Genomic DNA, 26,023 nt, shown 5'->3' with positions numbered 1-26,023 from the left:
TCTGTGACGCATTCGCGGACTTGGCCGGTGTGGCAGTCGTCGCGTCGAGCTTTCCTTGAAGGGACTCCCATGAACGTGTCTCGAGCTTTCGCCTCGGTTGCCGCGACCGGCGCACTTCTGACGGTGCTGGCAGGCTGCTCGGCAGGCACTTCTACCGCCGAGGGCAGTGCGTCCGCGTCAGCGTCCGCGACGCCGACCAGTTCTCTGTCGGGCTCGATCACCGTGTTCGCGGCCGCGTCGCTGAAGGGCACGTTCACCGAGCTCGCGTCGGCGTTTGAGGAGGAGAACCCGGGGACCACGGTGGAGTTGAACTTCGCCGGGTCATCTGACCTGGTGACGCAGATCACGAACGGCGCTCCCGCGGACGTGTTCGCGTCCGCGGATGAGAAGAACATGGTCAAGCTCATCGACGCCGCCCTCATCGAGGGCGCGCCCGTCGACTTCGCGACGAACACCCTCGAGATCGCCGTGCCCCCGACGAACCCGGCCGGGATCACCGGCTTCGCTGACCTCGCGAAGGAGGGCGTGAAGACCGTCATCTGCGCCGCGCAGGTACCGTGCGGCGCGGCGACGGTCACCGTCGAGGGCGCCACCGGCGTCGACATCCAGCCGGTCAGCGAGGAGTCCTCGGTCACCGACGTGCTCGGCAAGGTGACCTCCGGCGAGGCCGATGCGGGCCTGGTCTACGTCACCGACGTCACCGCAGCCGGCGACGCAGTGAAGGGCATCACGTTCGCCGAGTCCTCCGAAGCGGTCAACACCTACCCGATCGCGCCGGTGAAGGCCGCCGCGAACCCCGAGGTCGCGGCCGCGTTCGCGGAGTACGTCACCAGCGACGCCGGCCTGAAAGTCCTCGCCGCCGCCGGCTTCGGCGCCCCCTGATCACTCCTGCTCCTGCCCGCCGATCGCCCCGCTCCCTCCTCGAAGGGACGGGGCGATCGGCGTCTCACCTCCACTGGTGCGGGTGCCATAGGCGGGATCCTTTTCCGCCTTCTCGGTTCTACGATGGAATACATGCCGCAGATCCGGATCAGGAACGCCGCCGACTACTTGGGTGTCAGTGACGACACCGTGCGACGCTGGATCGACAACGGCACTCTGGACAGCACGAAGGACGCCTCGGGGCGCAGCGTCATCGACGGCCTGGCCCTGGCGCGCCTTGCGCAGAAGAACGCGATTCTGCCCGTGGACCCCAGCGACGTCGGCCGGTCCGCCCGGAACCGGTTTGTCGGCATCGTCACGGAGATCGTCTCGGACGCGGTGATGGCGCAGGTCGAGCTGCAGTGCGGCCCGCACCGCGTCGTTTCGCTGATGTCCGCCGAAGCCGTGCGAGAGCTGGGCCTTGAGCCCGGCACCCCGGCGATCGCTGTCGTGAAGGCGACCATGGTCGTCGTCGAGACCCCGAACGGCAAGGCGTGACCTGCGACCTACTCGGACTCCGTCAGTGATCAGCTCCTCCGGACTCCCGCGGTGGGTGATCGCCGTCGCGGTCCTCGGCAGCGTATTCGTGTTGCTGCCGTTGGCGGGAATCCTCTCTCGCGTCGACTGGGTCCACTTCGTTCCGCTGATCACCTCGGAGTCCTCGATCGCGGCGCTGCTGCTGAGTCTTCGGACCGCGGCCGCAGCGACCCTGCTGTGCATTGCGATCGGCGTGCCGATGGCGCTGACCCTCGCGCGCACCACGTTCCCCGGACAGGGCCTCGTCCGCTCGCTCGTGCTGCTGCCGCTGGTGCTGCCACCAGTGGTCGGCGGCATCGCGCTGCTCTACACCTTCGGTCGGCTCGGTCTGCTCGGCAGCACCCTGCAGGCGTTGGGAATCCAGATCGCGTTCTCCACCACGGCAGTGATCCTCGCGCAGACCTTCGTCGCGCTGCCCTTTCTCGTCCTCAGTCTCGAAGGGGCGCTGCGCTCCGCCGGCGACCGGTACGAGAGCGTCGCCGCGACCCTCGGCGCGCGGCCCTCGACGGTCCTGCGCAGGGTCACCTTGCCGCTGATCCTGCCCGGGCTGCTCTCGGGAGCGATCCTCTCCTTCGCCCGCGCGCTGGGAGAGTTCGGAGCCACGCTGACCTTCGCCGGCAGCCTCGAAGGTGTCACCCGCACCCTTCCGTTGGAGATCTACCTCCAGCGCGAAACCGACCCCGACGCGGCTGTCGCGCTCTCCCTCGTCCTCGTCCTCGTCGCCGTCCTCGTCATCGGCCTCGCCCACACCCGTTCTCGCGTCCCCACCCAGAGCCCAGAGCCCACCCGATGACGCTGCAGTTCTCCGCGCGAGTGCGCGAGCGCGACTTCGACGTCGATCTGCACCTCGACGCGGGGACGACCACGGCAGTGCTCGGCCCCAACGGTGCGGGTAAATCCACGCTCGTGAACTTGCTCGCCGGGCTGCTCCGCCCCGACGACGGCAGCGCCGTCCTCACCGGTACGACCCTGTTCGACACCGGCCGCAACGTGCACGTGCCGCCTCACCGGCGCAGCATCGGGCTCCTCGCGCAGGACCCACTGCTCTTCCCGCACCTCACCGTCCTGGACAACGTCGCTTTCGGTCCCCGCAGCGCCGGCGCGAAACGATCGGTCGCGGAGGCTGGCGCGCGCCGATGGCTGGCGGCCGTCGACGCGGAGGAATTCGCCTCTCGGCGGCCGGCTGCGCTCTCGGGCGGGCAGGCGCAACGCGTCGCCCTCGCGCGCGCGCTCGCGCCCAGTCCCGCCCTGCTCCTGCTCGACGAACCGATGGCTGCCCTCGATGTCTCCGTCGCTCCGCAGCTGCGGCGGATGCTGCGCGATGTGCTGCGCGAACGCACCACCATCCTCATCACCCACGACGTCCTCGACGCCTACACCCTCGCCGACCGCGTCATCATTCTCCGCAAGGGGAAGCTCATCGAGCAGGGGCTCACGCACGACGTCCTCGAGCGACCGCAGAACCCGTTCACCGCCGAACTCGCCGGCCTGAACCTCCTCACCGGCACCTCCACCGGAACCGGCCTCCGCGACACCCACGGACATGAACTCCGGCTCGCCGCCGATCGAACCATCGCTCCTGGACTCGACGTCGTCGCCTCATTCCGACCCGCGACCGTCACCATCACTCCAGCCCACGAGAGCACTCCGCATCCGAACGAGATCCGTGATCAGATCCGAGATCTGGAACGCCGCGGCGACATCATCCGAGTGCGCTCGGACACCCTCGCCGCAGACCTTACCCCCTCCGCCCTCGCAGCACTCGGCGCCGGGATCGGGGACCACGTCGATTTCACGATCGACCCCACCACGGTCGCCCTCTACCGCGCCCGCTGACCCCCTCTACAACAGACTCGACGATCCGCGGCCGCCCACACGGACCCAGAGTGAGATCGGGACACCGCCATTGAGCGCTGCCATCCGCGCGCGGCCGTGCACGCGCGCTTTCATAGACATTCGGTTGCGGACGAACGGGCTCCCACTTAGGAGCCGTCTGCACGAGCTTTGAACTCCCGTGCCCGTTCGAGCCGATGCTCGTTTCGGCGCGGTTCTACTCTCGGCCGGGACGACTAATAGGGTTCTGCGCGCGTGGCAGCGGGGCCAATCTCCGAGCCGCCGGTGAGCGCCACCGGGGCGCCCAGCTGCACTCTTGCCTTCTGCAGACTTGCCGCCGACGGGTAGGCGAAACGGCCCGTCGTCGAGATCTTGTGCCGTTGACCGGTCGCTTCCACTACGGCTGTCAACCGACTCGTTGGCGCTCGGGGTGCGGCCTACTGTGAGCATGAGGGTGGTCGTCTGGCCCGCCGCGAGGAGGTCGTTCAATGTCCCGTCCACACGCCTCGTCGTTGCTGAGGGGGGCCGTCCTCGCCTCCTTGAGCGTGCCGGCCCTGCTGCTCGCAGGATGCGCCGGCCTCGCTCCCGACACGGTGGCCGCCGGCACGACCGCGATGGCCTTCGAGGCTGCGGTGGCCGCGGCTGATGGCGCCACTGCCTGCGCCGCGCTGACCCCGCGAGCGGCCCAGGCCGTAGTGGACGCAGTCGAAGGCGCCGGGAGTTGCGCTGAGGCGATCGTCACCCTCGACCTCGCCGAGGCGACGGGCGCGCCCCGTGCTGAGGCTTACGGCCAGGCCGCCATCGTCGAGCTCGAGGGCGACACGGTGTTCCTCGCGGCGAGCGGGGACGGCTGGCGGGTGCGCGCGGCGGGCTGCACAATCTCCGGCGAGGATCTTCCCCTCGACTGTGTGATCGACGGTTCGTGATGCGCGCCGTGTTCGCGGGCTGCCTGAGCATCGTGTCGGCGGGACTCGTCTTCTTCATAGTGGTGGGGGTGCTGCACCGATGAGCGCTGTCGTGCGACTTCTCGGCCCGATCCGGCAGCACGCCCCGGGTCGCACCTTCCTGCGGGACAATTCGCTGACCCTGGTCTTCGGCGCCCTGTTCCTCCTCTCTCTCGTCGGCCAGTCGATCGCGGGCTTCTTCGTCTACCTGCAGGACCTGCGCACAGCCGGGCTCGACCCGGTGCCATACCTGCGGTACCTGACGTCGTCGAGCTTCGCCGCGGACGTCGCCGAGAACTGGCAGTCGGAGTACCTGCAGTTCTTCCTCTACATCGGCGCGACGGTCTGGTTCGTGCAACGCGGATCGTCCGAGTCGAAGACGCTTGAGCAGCGGGGCCGGGCCTCCGACGAGGAGCAGCGGATGGGCCCGTGGGCCGAGGAGTCATCTCCGCGGTCCGCGAAGCTCCCGGGCGGTCCGCGGCGCTGGTTCTACTCGCACTCGCTGTTGATCGTGATGGGTGTCATTTTCGCGGGCTCGTGGTTCGCGCAGTCGATCGCCGGGCACATCGCGTATGACGAGCAGCAACTGATGGACCTCTCGGTGCCGGTGTCCTGGGCCGAGTACCTCGCCTCCTCTGATTTCTGGAACCGCACGCTGCAGAACTGGCAGTCCGAATTCCTCGCGGTGGGCAGCATGGCCGCGCTCTCGATCTACCTGCGTGAGCGCGGCTCGCCCGAGTCGAAGGCGGTCGGCGCCCCCCACGCCGAGACCGGCGGCGACGAATAGCGGAGCGATCCTCAGAGTTTCTGACGATCCATCGTGGAGAGATGGCGACAAGGAGTGCTCGTCGACCTTCTTCGTGTGTTCGCGGGCCTGCCGGAGGCGGTCACAGCCATGTCGGCACCCCAGGCGGACACGACAATGTCGGCGGCCGCGTTTGGAGCGGTCGCGGTGGCCGGGGCGTCGGCCCTCGGCCTTCAGATTTGGCCGCTCGGACGTGAGGCGAGTGGCTGCGTCCTGAGGGAACAGAGAGGTTGCGACCTACGCCGACAGTCGCCCGACAGCTCGTGACCGTCGGGCTAAGAGCGGCCGGGATCGCCCTCGCTGTTACCCGGCCGGTCGCGGGAGATCGAGGTGTCTTCTCACGAGAGCGTGAGTGCGGCCGAGGCCGCGCCCCCCTAGCGTTAGAGCGTGGTTGATGATCAGCAGCGGTGGACCGAGGAGGATGACGCAGCGGTGATCGCCGAGGGTCTGCCGGACTGGCATCCTTCTCTGTTCGTCAATCACTTCAGGACGGCGCTTCACCTGCAGCATCCGGGGGCTGACAGGGTGCTGGCGGAGGCGTTCGTGACGCCTGAATCTGTCGACTGGTGGGGCGGTTTCTCAGAGGCTCGGGCGTGGGCGAGAAGCGATTCGAAGATCAGTACCGCACCGATTTATGCCCGGGACGCGTCCGATGTGGCCTACGTTCGTCTGGTCTTCACGGATGAGTGGATCGTCCCGAACCGCAAGGCTCCTGAGCATGCGATCGTGACGCTCGTCTGGCGACCGGAGATCGCGGTGCTCCCGCGCGTCGGTTGGCGAGTCCACCGGATCGGGGAGGCGATCGACCCGCGTTCCCTGCCGCGCACGGCGATCGGTGTCGATCCGCGCCGCTGAAAGATCCGTCATTGCGGCGGTCCCGCTCGATACCCGCAGGGGGGGAGGGCTCCCGCACATCAGCTGAGTCTTCATCGGCGACGACGGCGAGCACGACCCCGCTCTCTACAAACGACTTCGTCCGCTCCCATCGGATGCGGTAGCGGCAATCGTCCTCCGCCTGGTCGCGCCTGCGAGAAACCCCTCCGCCCCGACGGCAGGTCAGCACGGAGCTGGTAATCACTGAACCACCAGATCTCTCTCAGTTCCGCTCACAAAAGCGCTTCTAGAGTGGGGCCACGATCGAACGAAGGAGGCACCACTATGGGGCTCGATGACAAGATCAAGAACGCCGCTCAGGACATCGCCGGCAAGGCGAAAGAGGCCGTCGGCGACCACAAGAACGACGACAGCCTGAAGGCCGAAGGCCAGAAGGACCAGGCTGCCGCCTCGACCAAGAAGGTCGGCGAGGACGTCAAGGACGTCTTCAAGTAAGCAGCCGACGAACGCTAGTGACGGCGACGCTCTACAGGGGCGTCGCCGTCACCTGTGAACGGCACACGACGATCCTGGTTCCTGAGTGGGCTTTCACAGTCGCAGGTCGTTACGATCCTTTCATCATGGATAGACCCGGTCATAGGTCCACGCCCCGCTCCGCACTCACTCTCGTGAACGGAGAGGGGCTGTTCGATGTCTGAGTGGCTGATGGTCGGGATCGGTCTGGTCCTGACGGCCGGGACCGGCATGTTCGTCGCGTCGGAGTTCGCTCTGGTGAACTTGGACCGGCACGACCTCGAGGCGCGGCAGGCGCGGGGCGAGAAGCGGCTCGGGCCGACGATCAAGGCGCTACGGATCACGTCCACGCACCTCTCCGGCGCGCAGCTGGGCATCACCCTGACGACGCTGCTCACCGGATACACCTTCGAGCCTGCGATCTCCTCGCTGCTCGCCGGCCCGCTGCTCTCCGTCGGCGTCCCGGAGGCGGTCGTCCCCGGGATCGGCGCGGTGGTCGGGATCTTCCTCGCGACGATCTTCTCGATGGTGATCGGCGAGCTGGTCCCGAAGAACTTCGCCCTCGCTCTGCCACTGGCCACGGCGCACTTCGTCGTGCCGTTCCAGACGCTGTTCACGACGGTGTTCCGTCCGGTGATCGCCCTGTTCAACAACACGGCGAATGCGATCATCCGCTCGTTCGGCATCGAGCCGAAGGAGGAGCTCTCCGGTGCCCGCAGCGCGGAGGAGCTGTCCTCGCTGGTGCGCCGTTCCGCTCTGGAGGGGGTGCTGGATGCGGACCACGCGACGCTGCTCTCCCGCACGCTGCGCTTTACGGAGCGTTCCGCGGATGATGTGATGACTCCGCGCACCCGGATGATCTCGGTGCGCGTGTTCGACACGGCGGAGGAGATCGTGCGGGTGGCCAGCGCCACCGGGTTCTCCCGGTTCCCGGTCATCGGCCGCGACTCCGACGACATCCTGGGGGTTCTGCACGTGAAGCAGGCGTTCGCGGTCGCCCTCGACCGCCGTTCCGACGTGACGGCCGGTGAGCTGATGTCAGCGCCGACCCGTGTGCCGGAATCGATGGGCGTCGACACGCTCCTCGGGCTCCTGCGTGCGGAGGGCCTGCAGGTCGCGATCGTGTCCGACGAGTACGGCGGCACCGCCGGCATCGTCACCCTCGAGGACCTGGTCGAGGAGCTCGTCGGTGAGCTCGAGGACGAGCACGACCGCGCCCGCACCGGAGTCGTCAAGGTCGGCCGCTCGATCACGTTCGACGCGTCCCTCCGACCCGACGAGCTGCTCGAACGCGCCGGCGTCACGGTTCCCGAGGACGAGGAGTACGACACCGTCGCCGGGTTCGTCACCGACCGGCTCGACCGCATCCCCGAGCTGGGCGATGAGGTCGAGGTCGCCGAGGGCGTGCTGCGCGTGGAACGGGTCGACGGGACGAGGGTGGACCGGATCCGGTTCACCCCCTCGGCAGCCGAAGGGCAGCCGGGACTCGAGAGTCCGCATGACCGGATCGTGACGCAGATGACGAAGGACGTGAAGTGATGGGCGAGTACCTCCCCGGCATCATCTGGCTGGTGATCCTCCTGGTCGTCAACGCGTTCTTCGTCGGCGCCGAGTTCGCGGTGATCTCCGCCCGCCGCTCCCAGATCGAGCCCAAGGCCGAAGCGGGCAGCAAGGCCGCGAAGACGACCCTGTGGGCGATGGAGCACGCGACGCTCATGCTCGCGACCAGCCAGCTGGGCATCACCGTCTGCTCGCTGGTGATCCTCAACGTCTCTGAGCCCGCCATCCACCACCTGCTCGAGATCCCGCTCGGCTTCACCAGCCTCTCCGGAGAGGTGATCGGCGTGATCGCGTTCATCGTCGCGCTGCTGCTGGTCACGTTCCTGCATGTGGTGCTGGGTGAGATGGTCCCCAAGAACATCTCCTTCTCGGTTCCCACCCGCGCGGCGCTGATTCTCGCGCCGCCGCTGGTGCTCGTCGCGCGAATCTTCAACCCGGTCATCTGGACGTTGAACGCGCTCGCGAACGCGATCCTGCGGCTGTTCAAGGTCGAGCCCAAGGATGAGGCGACGTCGGCGTTCACCCTGGACGAGGTGGCGAACATCGTGCAGCAGTCCACCCGCGAGGGCCTGCTGCTGGACAGGACCGGCGCCCTGACCGCCGCGTTCGAGTTCACGTCGAAGACCGTCGCCGACGTCGAAGTGCCCATCAGCGAGATGGTGCTCCTGCCCGCCGGCTCCTCCCCCGCAGACATCCAGGCGGCCGTCACCGAGCACGGCTACTCCCGCTACATCCTCACCAACGAGGACGGCGACCCCACCGGGTATCTGCACCTCAAGGACGTGATGGACCTCACTGACCCCGCCGCGTTCACCGCGCCCGTCCCGGGCAAGCGGATCCGCCGGCTCGCGTCCGCGTTCCACGGCAGCGACCTCGAGGACGTCCTCGCCACGATGCGCCGCACCGGCGCCCACGTCGCCCGCGTCTACGACGCGGACGGCGCCACGACCGGGGTGCTCTTCCTCGAGGACATCATCGAGGAGCTCGTCGGCGAGGTCGACGACGCCACCCGCGTCTGACCCTCCCCACGCCCGCTGACGACCTGCGCCCGAGCGAGGGCTACGACGGGTTCGTGGGGTGGGTGCTTAGGCTCGTGGGACAGAGCAGCCTGGCTTCCTCCGCGGCCGTCAGCGTCATCGCCCTCCTCATCCTCTGGTTCATCACGGACTGCCCCCGGCTCCGCCGTCGAATCGCCTGAACTCGAGGCTCGCCGACACGGCCTGAGTGCGGAGGGTGCTCGCGCATCGTCCGCACTTGGAAGGTCAGGGCTGGGCGGCAGCGGTGGTCGAGGCGATTTTTGCGGCGTCGGCTTCGAAGAGGATGATCATGCCGCGGTCGCTGTGCGACCCATCGAGCATCGAGACGATCCACTGACGGTTGATCCCGGGCGGCCTGCTGCCGGAGAACTGGAATTGCAGCGGGATCATCGGAGCGATCCACAGCGACGTCCGCCCCGCCCCTTGAGCGGCGGGGATCGGCCAGGACAGCAGGAAGCTCTCCTGTCGGCGCAGTTTCGCGGTCAGGGCGAGCTTCACGTGAGCGAGAGTGCGGTCGTCCATCTCGTAGACGGTTCCCGGTCCATAGATCAGCTTTCCCACAATCGCCACCTTTTCACATCTCGTACCTTCATCCGTACGCAGGTTCTCGTGTGACCCTCGATGTGCAATGATCTGCGCATGCATGAAGGTTTGCGGGTATGTGGTCGTCTGCCCGAGAGTGATTATGTGGAGCTCGCGGTCGAAGTGTTCGCGATGCTGGCGGATGCGACGCGGGTGCGGCTGATTCTGGCGTTGAGAGATGCGGGTGAGATGTCGGTGAACCGTCTCGCGGAGGTGGTGGAGAAGACTCCGGCGGGGGTGTCGCAGCATTTGGCGAAGATGCGGCTGGCGCGGATGGTGTCGACGCGGCAGGACGGGACCCGGGTGTTCTACCGGTTGGAGAACGAGCACGCGTCGCAGCTCGTGCGCGACGCGATCTTCCAGGCGGAGCACGCTCTGGGCGGCTCTCCCCGTCACCACCACGCTCATCCGGCGGAGGTTTCGGCGTGAGCGCGTTGACGCAGGCGCCGTTGCGCGAAGGTGGTCGAGTGCTGGCGAAGGCGCCGTCGATCTTCGTCACTGGTGCGCGGCTGCCGGAGGTGCGGTGGGCGGCTTTGGCGCTGCTGCTGTTCCTGATCGCGTGGCCTCTGCAGCTGGCCGGCGCTCCGGCGCCGGTGTGGTGGACGCTCTATCTCGCTTGCTACGTCGCGGGCGGCTGGGAGCCGGCGTGGGCCGGGCTTTCCGCGCTGCGGGAGAAGGTGCTCGACGTTGATCTGTTGATGATCGTCGCGGCGATCGCGGCCGCGTCGATTGGGCAGGTGTTTGATGGGGCTCTGCTCATCGTGATCTTCGCGACCAGTGGCGCCTTGGAGGCGCTCGTGACGCAGCGGACGGCTGACTCGGTGTCGAGCCTGCTCACGCTCGCTCCGGAGCAGGCGACCCGGCTGCGCGGGACGGCAGACGGGGAGGATCTCGAGGTGGTCCCGACGGCGCAGCTCGCGGTCGGGGATCTGATCCTGGTGCGCCCGGGCGAGCGGATCGGCGGCGACGGGGTCGTGGTCGACGGAGTCAGCGAGGTCGACCAGGCCGCGATGACCGGTGAATCGGTGCCCGTGCGGCGCGGACCCGGCGACCCCGTGCTCTCGGGCACGGTCAACGGCACCGGTGCACTCTCCGTCCGCATCGAGCGGGCGGCGGCCGACTCGGTCATTGCGCGGGTGGTGACGCTGGTCGCGGAGGCGTCAGAGACGAAGTCGACACGGCAGATGTTCATCGAGAAGGTCGAGCAGCGGTACTCACTCGGCGTGGTCGCGGCGACGCTACTCGTCTTCGCGCTGCCGCTGGCGTTCGGGGAGGACTTCCGCAACGCGCTGCTGCGGGCGATCACGTTCATGATCGTCGCGTCCCCGTGCGCGGTGGTGCTGTCGACGATGCCGCCGTTGCTCGCGGCGATCGCGAACGCGGGCCGTCACGGGGTGCTCGTGAAGTCGGCGACGGTCATGGAGCGTCTGGGCCGCACCCGGCTCGTCGCGTTCGACAAGACGGGCACCCTCACCGAGGGTGCACCCGTCGTCCACCGCATCTCACCCGCCCCCGGCGTTTCGGAGGAGGAAGTGCTGCGCTTTGCCGCCGCGGTCGAGCAGCACAGCGAGCACCCGCTCGGACGCGCGCTCGTCCGCGCCGCCGGCCCGGGTATCGCTCCCGCCGCCGACTTCCGTGCCCTGCCCGGTCACGGCGTCGAGGGGCGCGTCGACGGCGTGCTGGTGCGCGTCGTGCAGTCGGCCGAGCATCCGGACATCCTCGGAACCGTCGTCGACGTCATCGCCGACGAAGCCCACGTGGGCACGGTCGTGCTCGAGGACGCCCTGCGCTTCGATGCGGCCGCCGCCGTCGCGCAGACGGCGGCGCTGACGAGCGAACCGGTGTATCTGCTGACCGGTGACAACGAGCGCACGGCCGCGGACATCGCCGGACGCACCGGCATCAGCGAAGTGCGCGCGCGACTGCTGCCCGCGGACAAAGCCGCGACCGTGCGCGAGCTCGAGGAACGCGGGATCCCGGTGCTCCTCGTCGGCGACGGCGTCAACGACGCACCCGCCCTCGCGTCGGCCAGCACCGGCATCGCGATGGGCCGCCACGGATCCGATCTCGCCCTGGACACCGCGGACGCCGTGATCATCCGGGACGATCTGACGGTGATCCCGAAGGTGATCGCCCTCTCGCGCCGCGCGCACCGCTACGTCGTCGCGAACCTGATCATCGCGGGTACCTTCATCACGGTCCTGGTGACCTGGGACCTGATCTCGACGCTGCCCCTGCCGCTGGCGGTCGCCGGCCACGAGGGATCCACGGTCATCGTCGCGCTGAACGGACTCCGGCTGCTGCGCCGCAGCGCCTGGAAGTGACGCCTCGCAGCTCGTGATGCTCCAGTGTCAGGGGCGGCGGGCGGTGAGCATGTCGCGCATCTGCTCGATCTCCAGGCGCTGCGAGGTGGCGATCACGTCGGCGAAGGTGAGGACCATCGGGTCCTCACCGCGCTGGATCACGGCGTCGGACATCGTCAGTGCGCCCTCGTGGTGGGTGATCATCAGCTCCAGGAACAGCACGTCGGCGTCGGCTCCGGTAGCGGCGGTGAGCTCGCTGATCTGAGCAGGCGTCGCCAGGCCCGGCATCGCCATCACTTCGTCGTCGCCGGAGCTGTGGCCCTGCATCTGCTCGTGATTGTCCGCGTCGCGCGGTGCGCTCATCCAGTGCATCGCGTCGTCGGTGGAGGCCTGCGGGAGGCCCCAGCTGTTGAGCCAGCCGAAGAGCTGTCCGGACTGCTGTTGCTGGGTGAGGAGCAGGTCGGTCGCGAGGTAGCGGACCTCGTCGTCGCTCGTGCGGTCGCGGATGAGGAGTGCCATCTCGGCGCCCTGGAGGTGGTGGGTCTGCATGTCGCGGGCGAAGCCGGCCTCAGCGCTGGACCCGTCGACCGGGCGGGGCGCCCACGGTCCGCCCGTGATCAGCAGTCCGATCAGGACGCCGACGAGGAGCGTGACTCCTGCGGTCGCGGCCGCCCGCATTCCCCTGCTCGGTCGCCCGGAGCTGGTCACGAGCGCCCCTGAGCCGGGGCGGGCTGAGGTGCAGCGGCCTGCTCGGCCGGCTCCCGGGCGGGCCAGGAGCGGAGGGCGAGGAGGGCGCCGAGCAGGGCGAGGGCGAGGAGCGTGGTCGCGGCGGCGGTGAGGTTGACGGCGCCGATCCAGCCGGCGAGGGGGTAGGTGATCAGGAAGCAGGCGTGGGAGAGGGAGAACTGCGCGGTGTAGATCGCGCTGCGGTTCTCCTCCGTCGCTGCGCGCATCAGCAGTCGCGACGAGGGGGTGCCGATGAGGGAGTTCCCGGCGCCGAGGACCGCCCACGTCGCGAGGAGCAGCCACCAGGCGCCCGCCCAGGTCGCGGAGGCGAGGGTCATCGCGATCGCGAGTGTGAGGCCGGTGATCGCGAGGACGCTGCCGGCGAGCATGACCCGCCGGTCGCCGTACCGGTCGATCAGCCGCGGGACGTTCAGGGCGACGAGGAGGGAGCCGCTGCCGTAGCAGGCGAGCGCGAGGGCGAGGCTGGAGTCATTCAGCGCGAACACGTCGCGGGCGTAGACGACGGTGTTCACCAGGACGAGGGCGGTCGCAGCGCCGACGGTGAGGTTCAGCCCCATCAGGAACCGCAGCGACGGGGTGCGCGCGAACACGCGCACCCCCGCGGTGGTGCGCTGCCAGAGGTTCCCGGGGGCGGCCACCTCGGGCCGGCCCGGGAGCCGCGTCGTCACGACGAGGACCGCGGAGCAGAGGAACCCGACGACGGTACCGAGGAAGAGGTTGCTGGAGCTGATCACCGTCAGCAGGACCGCCGCGAGGATCGGGCTGACCAGCGCCTCGAGGTCGTAGGCGAGACGGGAGAGGGACAGCGCCTTCGTGTACTCGCGCTCGTCCGGGAGCACCACCGGGATGAGCGACTGGAAGGCGGGAGTGAACGTCGCGGACGCGGCTTGGAGGACGAACACCAGGACGTAGATCTGCCACACGTCCGTCAGGAACGGCAGCGACAGCGCGACGGCGGCGCGGATCAGGTCGGCGCTGACGAGGACGACCTTCTTCGGCAGCCGATGCACGAGTGCCGCGATGACGGGGGCGACGCCGACGTAGGCGACCATCTTGATCGTCAGCGCCGTGCCGAGGACGGCGCCCGCCTGCGCGCCGGCGAGGTCGTAGGCGAGCAGGCCGAGCGCGACGGTGAGCAGGCCCGTGCCGATCAGCGCGATCACCTGGGCGGCGAACAGCGAGCGGTAGGCGCGAGAGCGCAGAACGGACAGCACGGGAGGACTCCTGACATCGGACGGCACCACCCTATCCCTGCACGATCGTGCAGGTTAGAAGGTTCGCAGGAGTCGGGCAGAATGGAGGCAGCTTCCGGCGCTCTACCGGTAGCGAGCGAGGGGGTGGCGGCGTGCGCAGCAGAGGCGCCCGGGCCGCTCGCGGCACGATCGCAGCCGTGGTCGCCACGTTCCTCGCGGTGTTCTTCCACGCGATCGCCGACGGCTGCACGCCGAACGCTCTCGGCGTGATCATCACCCTCGCGTTCGCGGTCCCCGTCTGCACGCTCCTCGCCGGGAAGACCCTGTCCCGCGGGCGCCTCGCGGTCGCGATCGCCGCAAGCCAGACGGTGTTCCACACGACGATGAGCTGGGGCGACGCGTCCCTCGCGACGAGCACGGGAAGCAGCGCTCACGTCGGGCATCACGGCTCCGCGCCGTCGAGCGTCCTCGTGCTCGGGGAGAGTGCCGGGCATGCCGATCACGACGCCGGCATGTGGCTGGCGCACGTGATCGCTGCCGCGCTCACCTTCGCCGTCCTCCGCTACGCGGAGGGACTGTTCTGGGAGCTGCTGCAGCGCACCGGCTTCCCGATCGCCGCCGCGCTCCTCACCCTCGGCGCCCTGCGCCCCGCCGTCGCTGAGCACGTGCCGGCGCCGGCCGGGCGTCCCGCGAGGCTCGCCCCGCGGCTCGTGGTGCTGGGATCGATGCGGCATCGCGGACCGCCACTCGCGTGCGCCTGAGCGCCCCCTGCCCTTCCTTCTTTTCTTCTTGCGAACGCCCGACGGCCGCGCCGTCGCTGAACGCGTTCGCCGTCCACGAAACGACGTGTCATGACCTCCACCACCCGCACCCTGTCCACCACCCTCCTCGGCCTGGGCGCCGGCGTCGCCCTCGCAGTCACTGCGCCCCTCGCCGCGTCCGCGCACGTGTCCATCACCCCGAACCAGGCCGACCCCGGCGCCTCGCAGAACTTCGTGATCCAGGCGCTCAATGAATCCGCGACCGCCTCGACCGTGAAGCTCGAGGTCGCCCTGCCCACCGACACCCCGATCTCCTCCGTCCGCTACCAGGCCACCCCCGGCTGGAGCACCGAGGTCATCACCGGGACGCTTCCCGAGCCGGTCGAGGTGTCCGGGAACACCCTCACCGAAGCGCCGATGAGCATCGTGTTCACCGCCGACGCCGGCGGCGGCATCCGCCCGGGAGCGTTCCAGAGCTGGACCGTGTCGCTCGGTCCGATCCCGGAGACGGGCAGCCTGCTGCTGCCCTCAATTCAGACCTACGACGACGGGGAAATCGCGAACTGGACCGCCTCCGCAGAAGAGCTCGACGCGGACGACACCCTCAAGCCCGCGCCCGTCCTGTTCATCGAGGACGAGGTCAAGGACGGCCACCACGGCGGCAGCGCCGACGAGGAGGCGGCCTCAGGTGACAGCCACGGCGCTACCACCGAGACCACCTCGGCGCAGACCGCTGACTCTTCCGACACGGCGTTGCCGCTGGGCCTGTCGATCGCGGCTCTCGTGCTTGCGGCGGTCGGCGCCGTCCTCGGCGCTCTCGCGCTGTTCGGCCGCAAGCGCGCCGCATGACGCGCCGGATCATGGTCGCCGGCGGCCTCACCGCCGCCGGTGCCGCCGCTCTGCTCGTCCTCGGTGCGGCGGGTCCCGCGGCCGCGCACGACTCGCTGCTGGAGACGGTTCCGGCGGCCGGCGAAAGCACGAGTGCGGTGAGCGAGATCTCGCTCACCTTCACCGACAACCTGCTCAACCTCGGCGGCGAGAGCAACGCCTTCGCGATCCAGGTCATCGGCCCCGACGGCCGCCACTACAGCGACGGCTGCACCACCCTCATCGGACCCACCATCACCGCACCCGCCGCCCTCGGCGGCGCGGGCGAGTACGAGGTCCTCTGGCAGGTCGTCTCCGCCGACGGGCACCCCATCTCCGAGACGTACACCTTCGACTACGCGCCCGCCGACGGAACCCCGAGCTCCGACGGAGCCTCCAGCGTTCCCGCCTGCGGGCAAGAGCCGACGGAGCAGGACAGCGCCGCGGCAGAAGAGGATGCTCCCGCGTCCACGGCGTCGGAAGCCGCGCCCTCCGGTGTGGTCCTCGGACTCTCGATCGGAGCCGGAGTGGCCGCGGTCGTGGCCGCGCTCACCGTCTTCCTCGTCCGCCGGATGCGCCGAAGCTAACCCAGGGTCCTGCCCGCTCGTCAACGGCGAGCAGGCAGGACCTCCTTCTTCTGCCCGTGGCAGGATCGGCACATGGAAGACGACCACGCCACGGCCGAGCACGACAGCCAGTACGTCGAACTCGCCGTCGAGGTCTTCGCGATGCTCGCCGACGCCACCCGCGTGCGCATCATCCTCGCGCTGCGCGAGAACGAACGCTCCGTCACCGAACTCGCCGGCCTCGTCGACAAGACACCCACCGCCGTCTCCCAACACCTCGCGAAACTCCGCCTGGCCCGCATGGTCACCACCCGCCACGACGGCACCCGCGTCTACTACCGCCTCATCGACGAACACGCCCGCCAACTCGTCACCGACGCGATCTACCAAGCCGAACACTCCGTCGACTCCTCACCCCGCCACCACCGCGCCCCGCATATGGCAGAAATGGAGACGAGCGCGAAGCTCGCTCGGACCGAGCAGGAAACCACCACACTCAGCCGCACCTGACGACACAGAGCGATCACAGGACGCCGCCGTCCAGCGCTGCGGTTCACACGCCGAACTGAGCGAGGAAAGTGCCGACTGCCTCATGAACGGTCGATCATGGACACACCGGAATAAGGAGCACCAGTAGCCCTTCGCCAGAGCAGAACCGCGGCCATGATGCCGATGAGAAGTAGCGATTCACGAAGGATGATGGCGAACGGCCACACCCACGCCAAGCCGGTACCAAGGAGCACGTCGCCGACCGTCGGACCTGTGGCGAGAATCACGAGCGATGCCACACAGACAAAGCGGCGGGAGCTGCGTGAACGGTTCACCGAGAGGATGACCAGCGCGGGAACGAGGTAGACCCAATGGTGTAGCCAGCTGACGGGTGATACCAGGCAGGCGGTGATTCCCACAATGACGGCGGCGTCAAGAGCGTGTCCGCGGGTGTAGGTCGCGTGCGCTGCGAGGATGCCGAGCGCACCTGCTCCCAGCGCCAGTAGAGCGGCGAGAAGGGGATGTACGTTGAAGTAGGCGAGGGCGCCTTGGATGGAATTATTGCCCGACGTGGCGAAGAGGCCACCCAGGTCGACCTTGTCGCTGAGGTGCCAGACCGTCTCCGCGAAGAATGTGCGGCTCGCGGCGGGGTAGATGGTGGCCGCGGCGAGTGTGCAGGTGCCCGCGGCGGCGATGCTCCACCACGTGCGCCGCCATTGGCGCGTGACGGCGAAGTAGACGATGAAGAGCGCCGGTGTGAGCTTGATCGCGGCCGCGACTCCGACGAGCACGCCCGGAGGAATTAGGCGGCCCAGCCGGCTGTGCGGGCTGCGGGCGATGTCTGCAAGGCACAGGGTCATGAGCAGGATGTTGATCTGGCCGAAAATGATGTGGCTGGCGACGACGATCGAGAACCCGCTGAGGGCGAAGGCGATCAGCGCGTGGCGAACACGCGATGGCCCCGGCGGGGTGCAACGCCAGATCACCCACGCGAGCAGCGCCATCGTCAGCAGCGACCAGACCACGAACGCGGTGATCGGCGCGAACACATTCGTAGGAAGCAGCGTCAGCGCCGCGAACGGAGTGTAGGTGAAGGGAAGCCCCTCGGCCGGCATCATGGGCCCGGCCAGGTTGCCGTTGTAGATGTCGTTTCCTGCGAGAGCTCCGGCCGAGCCGTAGCGGTAGACCAGGAAATCGACCGGATTGACGGCGCTGATGATCGCGGTGAGAACCCACACGACGAATAGCGAGACCGCGCTGCCGCCGAGGGCGAAGCGCCAGTGAGCGGGCGGGCGCGTCACGGTGCGCTGGGGCTTCACCTGTGGCGAGTCGCCGGGCTTGGTCGCGAGCGGCAACAGCTCATCGATGTCACAGCCCAGGACGTCAGAGATGGTCAGGAGGCTGTCGAAGCGGATGCCGGCCGCGTGACCGGACGCGAACCTGTTCAGCTCCTCGACGGGGATGCCGGCCTGGTCGCTGAGTTCGTCGACCGTAATCCCACGATCGGTCAGCAGGCCGGAAAAGCCCGTGCTCAGGACGACACGTCCCCGAGTGATGGTGGGTGTCATTCGGCACCGCCCTTTCGCCTTTTGCGCGCGGGAAGAGGGCCTGCGACGATCACGAAGAGTTCCCCCGCCGTGCAGTCGAGGACATCGCAGATGGCGGTCAGGGTTGTGAAGCGGATCGCCTTGGCGTGGTCGTTCTTGAGGATCGAAAGGTTCGCGATCGTGACCCCGACCCGTTCGCTGAGCTCAGTCAGGCTCATTCCGCGCTCGTCGAGCAGTTCCGTCAGCCGGCAATGCACATGGCGGTCGGGAGCGCCAGTGGACGGCACTAGACGATCCCGTCGGCGTCACGACGGAGCTTTCGAGCCACTGTGAGTGCGACGGCAACCAAGCCGAAGGCCCCACCCACCAGTAACGGAAGCGCAGCCAGTTCGTGTGCGACGTAGAGGGCAGTGTCGCCGCGCCCGATCAGATCCGACGGCGAAGGCGCGGGCAACGACCGAACAATGCGTTCGATCGCCTGTCCGCGCAGCACCGGCCCGACGATCCCAGACGCCAGAGTGACAATCGCCGCCATGAACCAGGCGACGATCACTGACACGTCGAACGGGCGTGCTCGAAGCAGGCTGACGCAGAGGAGAACGATGGCCGTAGCACTGACCACGATCGACCCCAGCGATAACAGCGCTGAACCTGTGAGGAGCGAACTCCCGTCCGCGGTACTCGTGACGAACATCGTCACTCCTGCGTAGCGCGCCCACTCCACGTCGGGTCCAATGCTGCCCGGCTCGATGTTGGTGAGCGTTGGGACTGTGACCTCGGCGCGGCCGCCGATCGCGTCGGCCAAGTGTCCGACGGCGAAGACAGTGGCGGTCGCCGCGCAGATCATCGTCACAGCTATGGCTGCGACCAGAGCAACACGGCCCGCGATGACATAGCTCTGCTGGACTTTCACGAGCTGACCCCATCCGTCATTTATTGAATATCAACAAATGACAGGATAAGGGTCCGGCTGTGCGCGCCGTCAAGGCGGCGCGCCCGGAGAGTCTCGCGCGCGTTGGATACGCGCTGCAGTTAGCTCCCGCGGAGACGCCTCGGGACTCGCAACTCGTCTGCAGGACTGGTGCGCCAGCAGCATGATCCCGCCGCGTCGTGAAGACGCGAGACGGTGCGAAAAACACGACAGTTATCGTCGCGATTCACAAGCAACAAGCAGCTGCTCGTGGTGCTCTGGGAGCTGTTCCCCGGCCACCCGCACCTGCTTCCCGCGTCGGCCGAGTCGCTCGCCGGCATCGCGCAGGTGCGCAAGCCGCGCCTCGGGCGGGAGGGGGCGAACGTCACGATCCTCGACGCAGACGGCTCCGTCATCGCGGAGGCGGGCGGGGGCTATGGCGAGGAGGGCTTCGTCTACCAGGCGCGCGCCGAGCTCGCCCGCGACCCGGAGCAGCTGTGCGAGTCGAGTGACGACTACCACGGCTACTACGGCGGCGGCTACTGGCTCGGCCCGATCATCTACCCCTCCTCACGGTGGAGCTCGGCGCGCCCGTCGAGCTGGGCTCCCGTATCGACCGGAGGCTTCGCGGCCCACGGAGCGACGCAGCCGGACGTCGTGCAGAGGGCGCCCGCAGGCGCGAAGGTCGGCTCGAAGGCGACCCTCTCCGGAGGCTTCGGCGGCACCGGGAAGTCGGGTTTCGGTTCGCACGTGGGCGGCTGAGCGAAGCCCCTCCACAGGCGGCCTCAGCCGATCGCCTCCCGGAGCACATGCATGAGCGCGTCGAGCTGCACTGTGTCGGCCGAGGTCGTCTCGGCGTCGGCCCCGTCGAGAGCGCGCGCGGCGAGACCGGCCTTGGCGTCGATCAGCTCGGCGATCTTCGCGTCGATCGTGTGCGCCGCGATGATGCGCCAGGCGGTGACCGGCTCTTCCTGCCCGATGCGGTGCACGCGGTCGATCGCCTGCGTCTGCTCGGCCGAGGTCCACGACAGCTCGGCCAGCACGACGTTCGACGACGCCTGAAGGTTCACGCCAACTCCCGCCGCCGTGAGCGAGCAGACGGCGACCGAGACGTCCGGGTCCTCGTTGAACGCGTCGATCTGGGTCTGACGGAACGCGGCGGTCTGGTCGCCACGGATCGAGACGGAGGCGAGCTCGCGCTTCTCGAAAGTGTCCTCGGCCTGGTCCATCACGTCGATGTGCTTGGCGAAGAACACCACCTTGCCCACCGAGCGGGCGAGCTGCGAAGCGTAGTCGGCCGCGAGAGCCGCCTTCGCCTGACCGATGCGTCGGACCATCGTGAAGACGTTCTCGCCCGTCTTCGCCGACTTCGACTCCTCGAGCTCGCTCTGCGCGACGATGCGGATGAACCGCTCCTTCTCGTCGTCGTCGAGCTCGTGGGCGATCGAGGCGGTGACCGCCCTGAACCGCTGGAGCATCCGCGCGCCCAGCTCGCGCTCCGCCTTCTGGATCGAGCGGCCGAGGTCGTCGTCGAGCTCGACGGGCAGGTCCACGATCCGCTTCGAGGGCAGATCGGCCGCGACGTCGATCTTCTTACGACGCACGATGCCGAGGTCGATGACCGCCTCGCGCGCCTCGGGGTAGAAGCCGGTGTCGGCGGGAGTGAGCCCCGTCTCCTCGAGTCGGGCCATCAGCTCCGCGCCCGGCTTGGCTTCGTCGATCCAGCCCAGGAAGCGCCAGATGGCGCGGAAGTCATCGACGTCGTTGATGAGCGGCGTGCCCGTCAACGCGATCATGAGCGGATCGTGGCCGGGAGTCGTCTCGCGGATCTTCGCGGCGAGCGCGAGGACGCTCTGCGAGCGCTGCGAGCGCAGGTTCTTGATGAAGTGCGCCTCGTCGACGACCATGCCGCGGAAGCCGAGGCTTCCGAGCCAGCCGATGTGCCGATCGAGGATGTCGTAGTTCACGATCACGACGTCGGCGAAGGCATCGAGTGTCCCGCCGTCGCCATGGATAACCGTCGCGCGACGCTGCGGGGTCCAGTGCTCGACTTCGCGCGCCCAGTTCATCTTCACGACGTTGGGCACGACCGCGAGCAGCGGATAGGCACCGACAACAGAGGCGGCGAGGAGGCTCTGCGCGGTCTTTCCCAGTCCTGGCTCGTCAGCGAGCAGGAAGCTGCGATGCCCCTCCCGCGCGCTCTCGATGAAACGCGCCTGGTGTGGCATCAGCTCGCGTCCGCGCGGCGAGACGCGGTCGATCGTCGGAGGCTCTGGCAGCTCCATGCTCGCGGCGCGACCACCGGCGCCGTACTCGAACGCCTTGAACAGCGGGCCGAGCAGCTCCCAGTCGTCCAGGCGCCCCCGGGGAGCGGGAGCCGCGGCCTGCGCGATCGAGAAGTCCGGCGGGAGGAAGGGGTTCGCGAGCTGTCGAGCGCGCACCGAGGGGGGGACGACGCGGTTCTCAGGCACCTCCGGCTGCGGCTCGGGCTCGGTCACGATGAGCAGTTCGTCGGGGGTGAGCTCGGCGCCGGCCTCGAGCAGCCAGTCACGACGCAGCTTCTGCGCTGCGGCGGTGATCCCGGCCTCGGACTCGAGCAGCGCGATGAGGCTGGTGTCGCGGGCGGCGGTCTTGGCGAGGATCGTCGCGATGCCGTCGAGCCGCTTCATCTCTTCTGCGCGCTGGGCCTCGGTGAGCGAGGAGTCGACCTTGACCCGCTTGCGCTCCTCGCGCATGAGCAGCGCGATCACCAGGAACTTCGTGCGGTTCGTGGGACCGACCTTGCCGGTCTGGGCCTTCGCCTCCACCTCGCGGACCCGGCGCGCGAGGATCGGAATGATCCCGGCGTTGTCGATCCCGCGTGCGCGCGATCGGGGCCGACTCCCGGCGGCGGTCGCGGGTCGACGCGACTGACCGGACTGACGCTGGCCGCTGCGAGCCATGCTCCTCCTCGACGTGTGACGGGGGCGGAGGAGGGGTTCCCGCGCTCTGCCGTCGCCTTGCATCCGCCGCGTCGCCTCCGCGGAGGTGTCGGGCGTCGGTGCTCCCGGCGGCCGTCGGGAGCTCCGAGCAACGGGTCTGAGACCCGGTCGCAGCGTCCCCGGCGTGCGGGTGCGCAGCAAGTCTACTCCCCGAGCGCCCGGAGGCGGCGCCGCGTCGTTCCCGCGTCCTGACTCCCCTGCGCGTCACTCCCGCGTGGGCACCCGGATGACGAGCCCCGCCGCGACGAACACGCCGACGGCCGCGAGGCTGAGCGAGGACCACACCGCATCGGGGAAGGCGAACGGCAGCACCGGGTTCCACAGCACGAGGATAGGCACGAGCCCGATCAGCCACAGGAACGCCCGCGCCTGGATCGCGAACCAGCCGATGACGGCCGCGAGGATCGCGACGGGATAGCGGATGACGTCGTAGGCATCGCCTCCGATCAACGCGAAGCCCGCGAGCACCACGATCGCTCCCAGCAGTCCCGGCGCGAGCGCCATCCGCGCCGTGGCCCGGGAGGGATAGCGGTCGGTCGTGCGGGCGGGTCGGCGGGCGCTCATCCTGCGATCGTACGGGGCAAGATACCCCGCCCGGGTATTCGTTGCGGCGCGTAGGCTGGCGGCGTGATCGAGGACATCAAGAAGCGCTCTCTGCACCGGGCCCGCATCCTGAGCGGCCAATTGCGCGGACTCGAGAAGATGATCGAGAACGAGGACTACTGCATCGACATCGTCACGCAGTCGCTCGCGATCCAGAAGTCGCTCGGGTCGCTCAACAAGCTGATCGTGGAGAACCACCTGCGCACGCACATCACGGCGATGTTCGAGGAGGGCGGCGAGGCCCGCGAGGCCGCGATCGCCGAGCTCGTGAAGGTCTTCGAGCTCTCCAACAACCGCTCGTGAGCAGCGCCGCCGCCCTGATCGCCGCGGCGCGGGAGCGGCCGGTGCTGCTCGACGGCGGCCTCGGGACCGAGGTGGAGGCACAGGGTGCCCGTGTCGACTCGGCGCTCTGGAGCGCACGCGTCCTCGTCGACGAGCCCGAGCGGGTCCGAGCCGCCCATCGGGCGTTCGCCGCCGCGGGAGCGCGTGTCGCGGTGACCGCGAGCTATCAGGTGTCCGCGAGCGGGTTCGCCACGGCGGGTCTCGCGGCCGGTCTCGCCGAGCGCGCCCTCCTGGACAGCGTCGCCGTGGCACGGGAGGCGCACGGCGGCTGGGTGGCCGCCTCCGTCGGACCGTACGGCGCGAGCCTCGCCGACGGCTCCGAGTATCGCGGCGACGACGGTCTCACCGAGGTCGAGCTGGAGGAGTGGCATCGGCCGCGGCTGCGCACCCTCGCCTCCGCCGCCCCCGACCTCCTCGCGATCGAGACCATCCCCTCGACCCGCGAGGTGCGCGCGATCGTCGCGGCTCTGCGCGGATGCCCGGTGCCCGCGTGGATCAGCGTCAGCGCCCGCCGCGGACGCACCGCGGCCGGCGAGCCGCTCGCGGAGGCGTTCGCCCTCGCCGCCGCGGCCGACGAGGTCATCGGGATCGGGGTGAACTGCTGTCCGCCCGGCGAGGTCCTCGAGGCGATCCGTGTCGCGCGGGCGAGCAGCGACAAGCTCGTCGTCGTGTACCCGAACGGCGGTGAGGAGTGGGACGCCGACGCCCGACGCTGGAGCGGCGAGCCCGCGTTCGATCCCGCGCTCGTCGCCTCCTGGCGCGAGGCGGGCGCCGGGCTGATCGGAGGCTGCTGCCGCGTCGGGCCCGCGGCGATCGCCGCCCTCGGGCACGCGCTCGAGACTCCGGCATCGGAGGACTCGTGACCGTCTTCGCCTCCGAAACGAGCGCGGCAGGCTAGGCCGTGCGCGGCCGTGCGAACTCGTCGAAGGGCAGGGTGATCGGTCGAGTGCGCGGAGGCATCCGCAACACCGCCTCCAGCGCCGGACCGAGCGCCTCGCGCCACACCCGATAGCCGTCCTCGTTGAGGTGCAGTCCGTCCGGCGAGTACTGCTCGAGCAGCCCGCCGTCCTCGCCCGCCAGCACCGGCCAGAGATCGAGGTAACCCGCGTGCGCCGTCGGCGCGAACTGCCAGAGGTGTCGATTGATCTCGCGGATCTGCGGCGCGAAGTCATGCCCGCGGGGCAACACCGACGTCATCAGGAGACGCACGTCGGGCAGGTCGCGACGGAACGTCGCGACGATGGTCTCGATGTTGCGCACGACGTGCTCGGAGGTGCGATGCCAGGCCAGATCGTTGGTGCCGACCAGCACGACGACCGTGTCGGGTGCGAGGGCGACCAGCTCGGGGAGGCGCTCGAGGACATCGTCGGTCGTCGCCCCTCCGACGCCCGCGTTGACGACGGTCGACGCCGCCAGCCACTCCTCCCATGGCCCCGCCTGAATGATGCTGTCCCCCACGAACAGCACCTTCCCCAGCTCGAGATCGCGCCCCGTGTCCGCATCCGATCGTTCACTCATCGTGTTCCTCTCGTCGGCGTCCCGAGCGGCGTCGCCGCCGCTGGACCGTACCCATTGTCACTTCTCCGCCCGGCGCCCGCCAGGGGAGCGCTCGTCGCCGGAGTCGGGCAGGTCGGCGGCGGTCGCCGTGATGCGGTTGGCCATGCCGGTGAAGATGACGCCGTGGAAGGGGAGGATAGCGAACCAGTAGAGGCGTCCCGCGAGACCCTGCGGAAAGAAGACGGCGCGCTGCGTGTAGATCGAGCCGCCGTCGCCCGAGGGCTCCGCGCGCATCTCCAGCCACGCGCCTCCCGGCACCTTCATCTCGGCGCGCAGGCGCAGAAGCGTCGGCCGTTCGATCGCCTCCACGCGCCAGAAATCGAGGGCGTCGCCCGCGTGCAGCCGTGCGGAGTCGCGCCGCCCGCGCTGGAGGCCCACTCCCCCGACGAGGCGGTCCATCCAACCGCGGATCACCCACGCCAGGGGGAAGGAGTACCAGCCGTTCGTGCCACCGATGCCCTCGATGACCCGCCAGAGCTTCGCCGGGTCGGCGCCCGTGCGTCGCACCTTGAGGTCGACGTAGACGGTGTGGCCGGCCCATTCGGGATCGCTCGGCAGCGGATCGCTCGGCGCTCCGACCACCTCGGCGTTCTGCCAGCTCGTCTCGATCTCACCGGCGCGCATCTTGCCGAGCGCCAGCCGCACGGCCCGACGGTACGGAGTGAGCCCGCCCTCCGGGTCGGGAATCAGCGCGCGGATGTCCTGCTCATGCACGACGCAGTCGTACTGGAGGGAGGCGATGATCGGCACCGCGAGCGAGCGGGGGATCGGCGTGACCAGGTTCACCCACTGCGAGGCGAGCCACGGCGTGAACACCGGGAGCGAGGCGATCGGCCGCTGCGGCAGCCCCGCTTCCACCGCGTAGCCGTTCATCATCTGGCCGTAGCGCAACACGTCGGGGCCGCCGATGTCGAACGTGCGGTTGAGGGTGCGGTCGTCGAGGGAGGCGGCGCCGATCAAGTAGTGCAGCACGTCGCGGACCGCGATCGGCTGGATGAGGTTGCGCACCCACTGCGGCGCGGGCATGTAGGGCAGCACGTCGGTGAGGTGCCGCACCATCTCGAACGAGGTCGAGCCCGAGCCGATGATGACGCCCGCCTGCAGGGCGACGGTCGGCACGCCGGAGGCCATCAGGATCCGGCCGACCTCGGCGCGGGAGCGGAGATGCTTCGAGAGCCGCTCGCCCTCGGGGTGGAGGCCGCCGAGATAGACGATGCGGCCGATGCCCGCGGCGAGTGCCGCCTCCGCCACGTTCGACGCCGCTCGACTCTCGACCTCCTCGAAGTGGGCGTGATCGCTCCCGGAGCCCATCGAATGCACGAGGTAGTAGAGAACGTCGACGTCCTCGAACGCCGCGGCGAGCGATTCCGGATCACCCAGATCGCCCTGCGCCACCTCGACCTGCTCGGCCCACGGCACCTCGGCGAGCTTGCGGGGATCGCGCACGAGGACCCGCACGCGGAATCCCGCCTCGAGCAGGCGCGGCGTCAGGCGCCCGCCGATGTAGCCGGTGGCGCCGGTGACGAGCGCCAGGGGGAGCGCTGGATCGGTGGGGGTCTCGCTCATGCCCGCCACGCTACGCCGAGGCCTC

29 protein-coding genes are annotated in these 26,023 nt (G+C 69.1%); 19 read left to right on the top strand and 10 right to left on the bottom strand.

Features of this window, described 5'->3' with window-relative positions:
• Window positions 1-69 precede the first annotated feature (69 nt).
• The 10 genes from modA (at window position 70) to ITJ45_RS05325 (ending at window position 8,966) form a co-directional block, all read left to right on the top strand.
• On the top strand, window positions 70-882 hold the full coding sequence (modA, locus tag ITJ45_RS05370) for a molybdate ABC transporter substrate-binding protein (protein WP_194608836.1): 813 nt from the start codon (window positions 70-72) through the stop codon (window positions 880-882).
• A 132-nt stretch (window positions 883-1,014) separates the two neighbouring features.
• The gene (locus ITJ45_RS05365) at window positions 1,015-1,419 is read left to right on the top strand and encodes a TOBE domain-containing protein (RefSeq protein WP_194608838.1); all 405 of its coding nucleotides are present in this window, start codon (window positions 1,015-1,017) and stop codon (window positions 1,417-1,419) included.
• Window positions 1,420-1,444: 25 nt separating this feature from the next.
• A complete protein-coding gene (locus ITJ45_RS05360; RefSeq protein ID WP_194608847.1) occupies window positions 1,445-2,251 on the top strand; it encodes an ABC transporter permease in 807 nt (268 codons plus the stop codon).
• Window positions 2,248-3,294 carry a sulfate/molybdate ABC transporter ATP-binding protein gene (locus ITJ45_RS05355; protein WP_194608849.1) on the top strand — a complete coding sequence of 349 codons (1,047 nt, stop codon included), beginning with the start codon at window positions 2,248-2,250 and terminating at the stop codon, window positions 3,292-3,294. Before ITJ45_RS05360 ends, ITJ45_RS05355 begins: the two co-directional genes overlap by 4 nt.
• A gap of 485 nt (window positions 3,295-3,779) precedes the next feature.
• Entirely contained in the window at window positions 3,780-4,217 is a 438-nt protein-coding gene (locus ITJ45_RS05350) for a hypothetical protein (protein ID WP_228493630.1), read from the top strand.
• 79 nt (window positions 4,218-4,296) lie between these two features.
• Window positions 4,297-5,022 carry a DUF6766 family protein gene (locus tag ITJ45_RS05345; RefSeq protein WP_194608851.1) on the top strand — a complete coding sequence of 242 codons (726 nt, stop codon included), beginning with the start codon at window positions 4,297-4,299 and terminating at the stop codon, window positions 5,020-5,022.
• A 405-nt stretch (window positions 5,023-5,427) separates the two neighbouring features.
• Window positions 5,428-5,895: a hypothetical protein gene (locus ITJ45_RS05340; RefSeq protein ID WP_194608853.1), complete on the top strand. Its 468-nt coding sequence runs from the start codon at window positions 5,428-5,430 to the stop codon at window positions 5,893-5,895.
• A gap of 303 nt (window positions 5,896-6,198) precedes the next feature.
• Window positions 6,199-6,369: a CsbD family protein gene (locus ITJ45_RS05335; protein WP_194608855.1), complete on the top strand. Its 171-nt coding sequence runs from the start codon at window positions 6,199-6,201 to the stop codon at window positions 6,367-6,369.
• Between the two features lie 195 nt (window positions 6,370-6,564).
• Window positions 6,565-7,926 carry a hemolysin family protein gene (locus ITJ45_RS05330; protein ID WP_194608857.1) on the top strand — a complete coding sequence of 454 codons (1,362 nt, stop codon included), beginning with the start codon at window positions 6,565-6,567 and terminating at the stop codon, window positions 7,924-7,926.
• On the top strand, window positions 7,926-8,966 hold the full coding sequence (locus ITJ45_RS05325) for a hemolysin family protein (RefSeq protein ID WP_194608859.1): 1,041 nt from the start codon (window positions 7,926-7,928) through the stop codon (window positions 8,964-8,966). The genes ITJ45_RS05330 and ITJ45_RS05325 overlap by 1 nt, the downstream gene beginning before the upstream one ends.
• 243 nt (window positions 8,967-9,209) lie before the next feature.
• On the opposite strand, the gene ITJ45_RS05320 is transcribed toward ITJ45_RS05325, so the two are convergent.
• Window positions 9,210-9,629, bottom strand: coding sequence for a hypothetical protein (locus ITJ45_RS05320; protein WP_228493631.1), 420 nt, complete (start codon window positions 9,627-9,629; stop codon window positions 9,210-9,212).
• 42 nt (window positions 9,630-9,671) lie between these two features.
• Here ITJ45_RS05320 and ITJ45_RS05315 point away from each other — a divergent pair, with 42 nt between their 5' ends.
• The gene (locus tag ITJ45_RS05315) at window positions 9,672-9,995 is read left to right on the top strand and encodes a metalloregulator ArsR/SmtB family transcription factor (RefSeq protein ID WP_323742941.1); all 324 of its coding nucleotides are present in this window, start codon (window positions 9,672-9,674) and stop codon (window positions 9,993-9,995) included.
• Entirely contained in the window at window positions 9,992-11,890 is a 1,899-nt protein-coding gene (locus ITJ45_RS05310; RefSeq protein WP_323742942.1) for a heavy metal translocating P-type ATPase, read from the top strand. The genes ITJ45_RS05315 and ITJ45_RS05310 overlap by 4 nt, the downstream gene beginning before the upstream one ends.
• Before the next feature lie 27 nt (window positions 11,891-11,917).
• Here ITJ45_RS05310 and ITJ45_RS05305 read toward each other — a convergent pair whose 3' ends face one another.
• Both ITJ45_RS05305 and ITJ45_RS05300 read right to left on the bottom strand, forming a co-directional pair.
• The gene (locus ITJ45_RS05305; RefSeq protein WP_194608865.1) at window positions 11,918-12,577 is read right to left on the bottom strand and encodes a DUF305 domain-containing protein; all 660 of its coding nucleotides are present in this window, start codon (window positions 12,575-12,577) and stop codon (window positions 11,918-11,920) included.
• On the bottom strand, window positions 12,574-13,830 hold the full coding sequence (locus ITJ45_RS05300) for an MFS transporter (RefSeq protein ID WP_194608868.1): 1,257 nt from the start codon (window positions 13,828-13,830) through the stop codon (window positions 12,574-12,576). Before ITJ45_RS05300 ends, ITJ45_RS05305 begins: the two co-directional genes overlap by 4 nt.
• Window positions 13,831-13,961: 131 nt before the next feature.
• Between ITJ45_RS05300 and ITJ45_RS05295 the strand changes: the two genes are divergently transcribed.
• From ITJ45_RS05295 to ITJ45_RS05280, 4 genes are all read left to right on the top strand, one after another.
• Window positions 13,962-14,570 carry a hypothetical protein gene (locus ITJ45_RS05295; protein ID WP_194608870.1) on the top strand — a complete coding sequence of 203 codons (609 nt, stop codon included), beginning with the start codon at window positions 13,962-13,964 and terminating at the stop codon, window positions 14,568-14,570.
• A 90-nt stretch (window positions 14,571-14,660) separates the two neighbouring features.
• Entirely contained in the window at window positions 14,661-15,419 is a 759-nt protein-coding gene (locus tag ITJ45_RS05290) for a YcnI family protein (protein ID WP_194608871.1), read from the top strand.
• Entirely contained in the window at window positions 15,416-16,024 is a 609-nt protein-coding gene (locus tag ITJ45_RS05285; protein WP_194608873.1) for a copper resistance CopC family protein, read from the top strand. Before ITJ45_RS05290 ends, ITJ45_RS05285 begins: the two co-directional genes overlap by 4 nt.
• 72 nt (window positions 16,025-16,096) lie before the next feature.
• Window positions 16,097-16,513 (top strand): ArsR/SmtB family transcription factor, encoded by a 417-nt coding sequence (locus tag ITJ45_RS05280; RefSeq protein WP_194608875.1) that lies wholly within the window; start codon window positions 16,097-16,099, stop codon window positions 16,511-16,513.
• Window positions 16,514-16,593: 80 nt separating this feature from the next.
• Here the strand turns inward: ITJ45_RS05280 and ITJ45_RS05275 are convergent, their stop codons facing one another.
• From ITJ45_RS05275 to ITJ45_RS05265, 3 genes are read right to left on the bottom strand one after another with little or no spacing between them, the layout of a single operon-like run.
• Window positions 16,594-18,060 (bottom strand): glycosyltransferase 87 family protein, encoded by a 1,467-nt coding sequence (locus tag ITJ45_RS05275; protein ID WP_194608877.1) that lies wholly within the window; start codon window positions 18,058-18,060, stop codon window positions 16,594-16,596.
• A complete protein-coding gene (locus ITJ45_RS05270; RefSeq protein WP_323742943.1) occupies window positions 18,057-18,326 on the bottom strand; it encodes a helix-turn-helix transcriptional regulator in 270 nt (89 codons plus the stop codon). Before ITJ45_RS05270 ends, ITJ45_RS05275 begins: the two co-directional genes overlap by 4 nt.
• The gene (locus tag ITJ45_RS05265; RefSeq protein ID WP_194608879.1) at window positions 18,326-18,952 is read right to left on the bottom strand and encodes a hypothetical protein; all 627 of its coding nucleotides are present in this window, start codon (window positions 18,950-18,952) and stop codon (window positions 18,326-18,328) included. The genes ITJ45_RS05270 and ITJ45_RS05265 overlap by 1 nt, the downstream gene beginning before the upstream one ends.
• A gap of 213 nt (window positions 18,953-19,165) precedes the next feature.
• Between ITJ45_RS05265 and ITJ45_RS05260 the strand changes: the two genes are divergently transcribed.
• Window positions 19,166-19,711, top strand: a complete 546-nt coding sequence (locus ITJ45_RS05260) for a glutathionylspermidine synthase family protein (RefSeq protein ID WP_194608881.1) — start codon at window positions 19,166-19,168, stop codon at window positions 19,709-19,711.
• Between the two features lie 23 nt (window positions 19,712-19,734).
• On the opposite strand, the gene ITJ45_RS05255 is transcribed toward ITJ45_RS05260, so the two are convergent.
• The gene (locus ITJ45_RS05255) at window positions 19,735-21,891 is read right to left on the bottom strand and encodes a DEAD/DEAH box helicase (protein ID WP_194608883.1); all 2,157 of its coding nucleotides are present in this window, start codon (window positions 21,889-21,891) and stop codon (window positions 19,735-19,737) included.
• Window positions 21,892-22,134: 243 nt separating this feature from the next.
• A complete protein-coding gene (locus ITJ45_RS05250) occupies window positions 22,135-22,494 on the bottom strand; it encodes a DUF6804 family protein (protein WP_194608885.1) in 360 nt (119 codons plus the stop codon).
• 63 nt (window positions 22,495-22,557) lie between these two features.
• Here ITJ45_RS05250 and ITJ45_RS05245 point away from each other — a divergent pair, with 63 nt between their 5' ends.
• The gene (locus ITJ45_RS05245; protein WP_194608887.1) at window positions 22,558-22,836 is read left to right on the top strand and encodes a metal-sensitive transcriptional regulator; all 279 of its coding nucleotides are present in this window, start codon (window positions 22,558-22,560) and stop codon (window positions 22,834-22,836) included.
• A complete protein-coding gene (gene mmuM / locus ITJ45_RS05240) occupies window positions 22,833-23,738 on the top strand; it encodes a homocysteine S-methyltransferase (RefSeq protein ID WP_194608889.1) in 906 nt (301 codons plus the stop codon). Before ITJ45_RS05245 ends, mmuM begins: the two co-directional genes overlap by 4 nt.
• Before the next feature lie 31 nt (window positions 23,739-23,769).
• Here mmuM and ITJ45_RS05235 read toward each other — a convergent pair whose 3' ends face one another.
• Together ITJ45_RS05235 and ITJ45_RS05230 are read right to left on the bottom strand one after the other, a co-directional pair.
• A complete protein-coding gene (locus ITJ45_RS05235; protein WP_194608891.1) occupies window positions 23,770-24,393 on the bottom strand; it encodes a GDSL-type esterase/lipase family protein in 624 nt (207 codons plus the stop codon).
• A 57-nt stretch (window positions 24,394-24,450) separates the two neighbouring features.
• Entirely contained in the window at window positions 24,451-25,998 is a 1,548-nt protein-coding gene (locus tag ITJ45_RS05230) for an SDR family oxidoreductase (protein ID WP_194608893.1), read from the bottom strand.
• Window positions 25,999-26,023: the final 25 nt, after the last annotated feature.

It is taken from the genome of Rathayibacter sp. VKM Ac-2879, from assembly GCF_015351245.1.
Classification (GTDB): Bacteria; Actinomycetota; Actinomycetes; order Actinomycetales; family Microbacteriaceae; genus Rathayibacter.
The sequence above is the reverse complement of the archived record's forward strand: the minus strand, read 5'-3'. Positions and strand labels throughout refer to the sequence as shown.

What these genes read in the sequence shown, in the direction of transcription:
- ITJ45_RS05355 (WP_194608849.1), top strand. Translation starts at nt 2,248, where the DNA reads ATGACGCTGCAGTTCTCCGCGCGAGTGCGCGAGCGCGACTTCGACGTC.
- ITJ45_RS05290 (WP_194608871.1), top strand. Translation starts at nt 14,661, where the DNA reads ATGACCTCCACCACCCGCACCCTGTCCACCACCCTCCTCGGCCTGGGC.
- ITJ45_RS05230 (WP_194608893.1), bottom strand. Translation starts at nt 25,998, where the DNA reads ATGAGCGAGACCCCCACCGATCCAGCGCTCCCCCTGGCGCTCGTCACC.
- ITJ45_RS05320 (WP_228493631.1), bottom strand. Translation starts at nt 9,629, where the DNA reads ATGCATGCGCAGATCATTGCACATCGAGGGTCACACGAGAACCTGCGT.
- ITJ45_RS05275 (WP_194608877.1), bottom strand. Translation starts at nt 18,060, where the DNA reads ATGACACCCACCATCACTCGGGGACGTGTCGTCCTGAGCACGGGCTTT.
- ITJ45_RS05235 (WP_194608891.1), bottom strand. Translation starts at nt 24,393, where the DNA reads ATGAGTGAACGATCGGATGCGGACACGGGGCGCGATCTCGAGCTGGGG.
- ITJ45_RS05280 (WP_194608875.1), top strand. Translation starts at nt 16,097, where the DNA reads ATGGAAGACGACCACGCCACGGCCGAGCACGACAGCCAGTACGTCGAA.
- ITJ45_RS05285 (WP_194608873.1), top strand. Translation starts at nt 15,416, where the DNA reads ATGACGCGCCGGATCATGGTCGCCGGCGGCCTCACCGCCGCCGGTGCC.
- ITJ45_RS05365 (WP_194608838.1), top strand. Translation starts at nt 1,015, where the DNA reads ATGCCGCAGATCCGGATCAGGAACGCCGCCGACTACTTGGGTGTCAGT.
- modA (WP_194608836.1), top strand. Translation starts at nt 70, where the DNA reads ATGAACGTGTCTCGAGCTTTCGCCTCGGTTGCCGCGACCGGCGCACTT.
- ITJ45_RS05330 (WP_194608857.1), top strand. Translation starts at nt 6,565, where the DNA reads ATGTCTGAGTGGCTGATGGTCGGGATCGGTCTGGTCCTGACGGCCGGG.
- ITJ45_RS05255 (WP_194608883.1), bottom strand. Translation starts at nt 21,891, where the DNA reads ATGGCTCGCAGCGGCCAGCGTCAGTCCGGTCAGTCGCGTCGACCCGCG.
- ITJ45_RS05325 (WP_194608859.1), top strand. Translation starts at nt 7,926, where the DNA reads ATGGGCGAGTACCTCCCCGGCATCATCTGGCTGGTGATCCTCCTGGTC.
- ITJ45_RS05335 (WP_194608855.1), top strand. Translation starts at nt 6,199, where the DNA reads ATGGGGCTCGATGACAAGATCAAGAACGCCGCTCAGGACATCGCCGGC.
- ITJ45_RS05345 (WP_194608851.1), top strand. Translation starts at nt 4,297, where the DNA reads ATGAGCGCTGTCGTGCGACTTCTCGGCCCGATCCGGCAGCACGCCCCG.
- ITJ45_RS05250 (WP_194608885.1), bottom strand. Translation starts at nt 22,494, where the DNA reads ATGAGCGCCCGCCGACCCGCCCGCACGACCGACCGCTATCCCTCCCGG.
- ITJ45_RS05350 (WP_228493630.1), top strand. Translation starts at nt 3,780, where the DNA reads ATGTCCCGTCCACACGCCTCGTCGTTGCTGAGGGGGGCCGTCCTCGCC.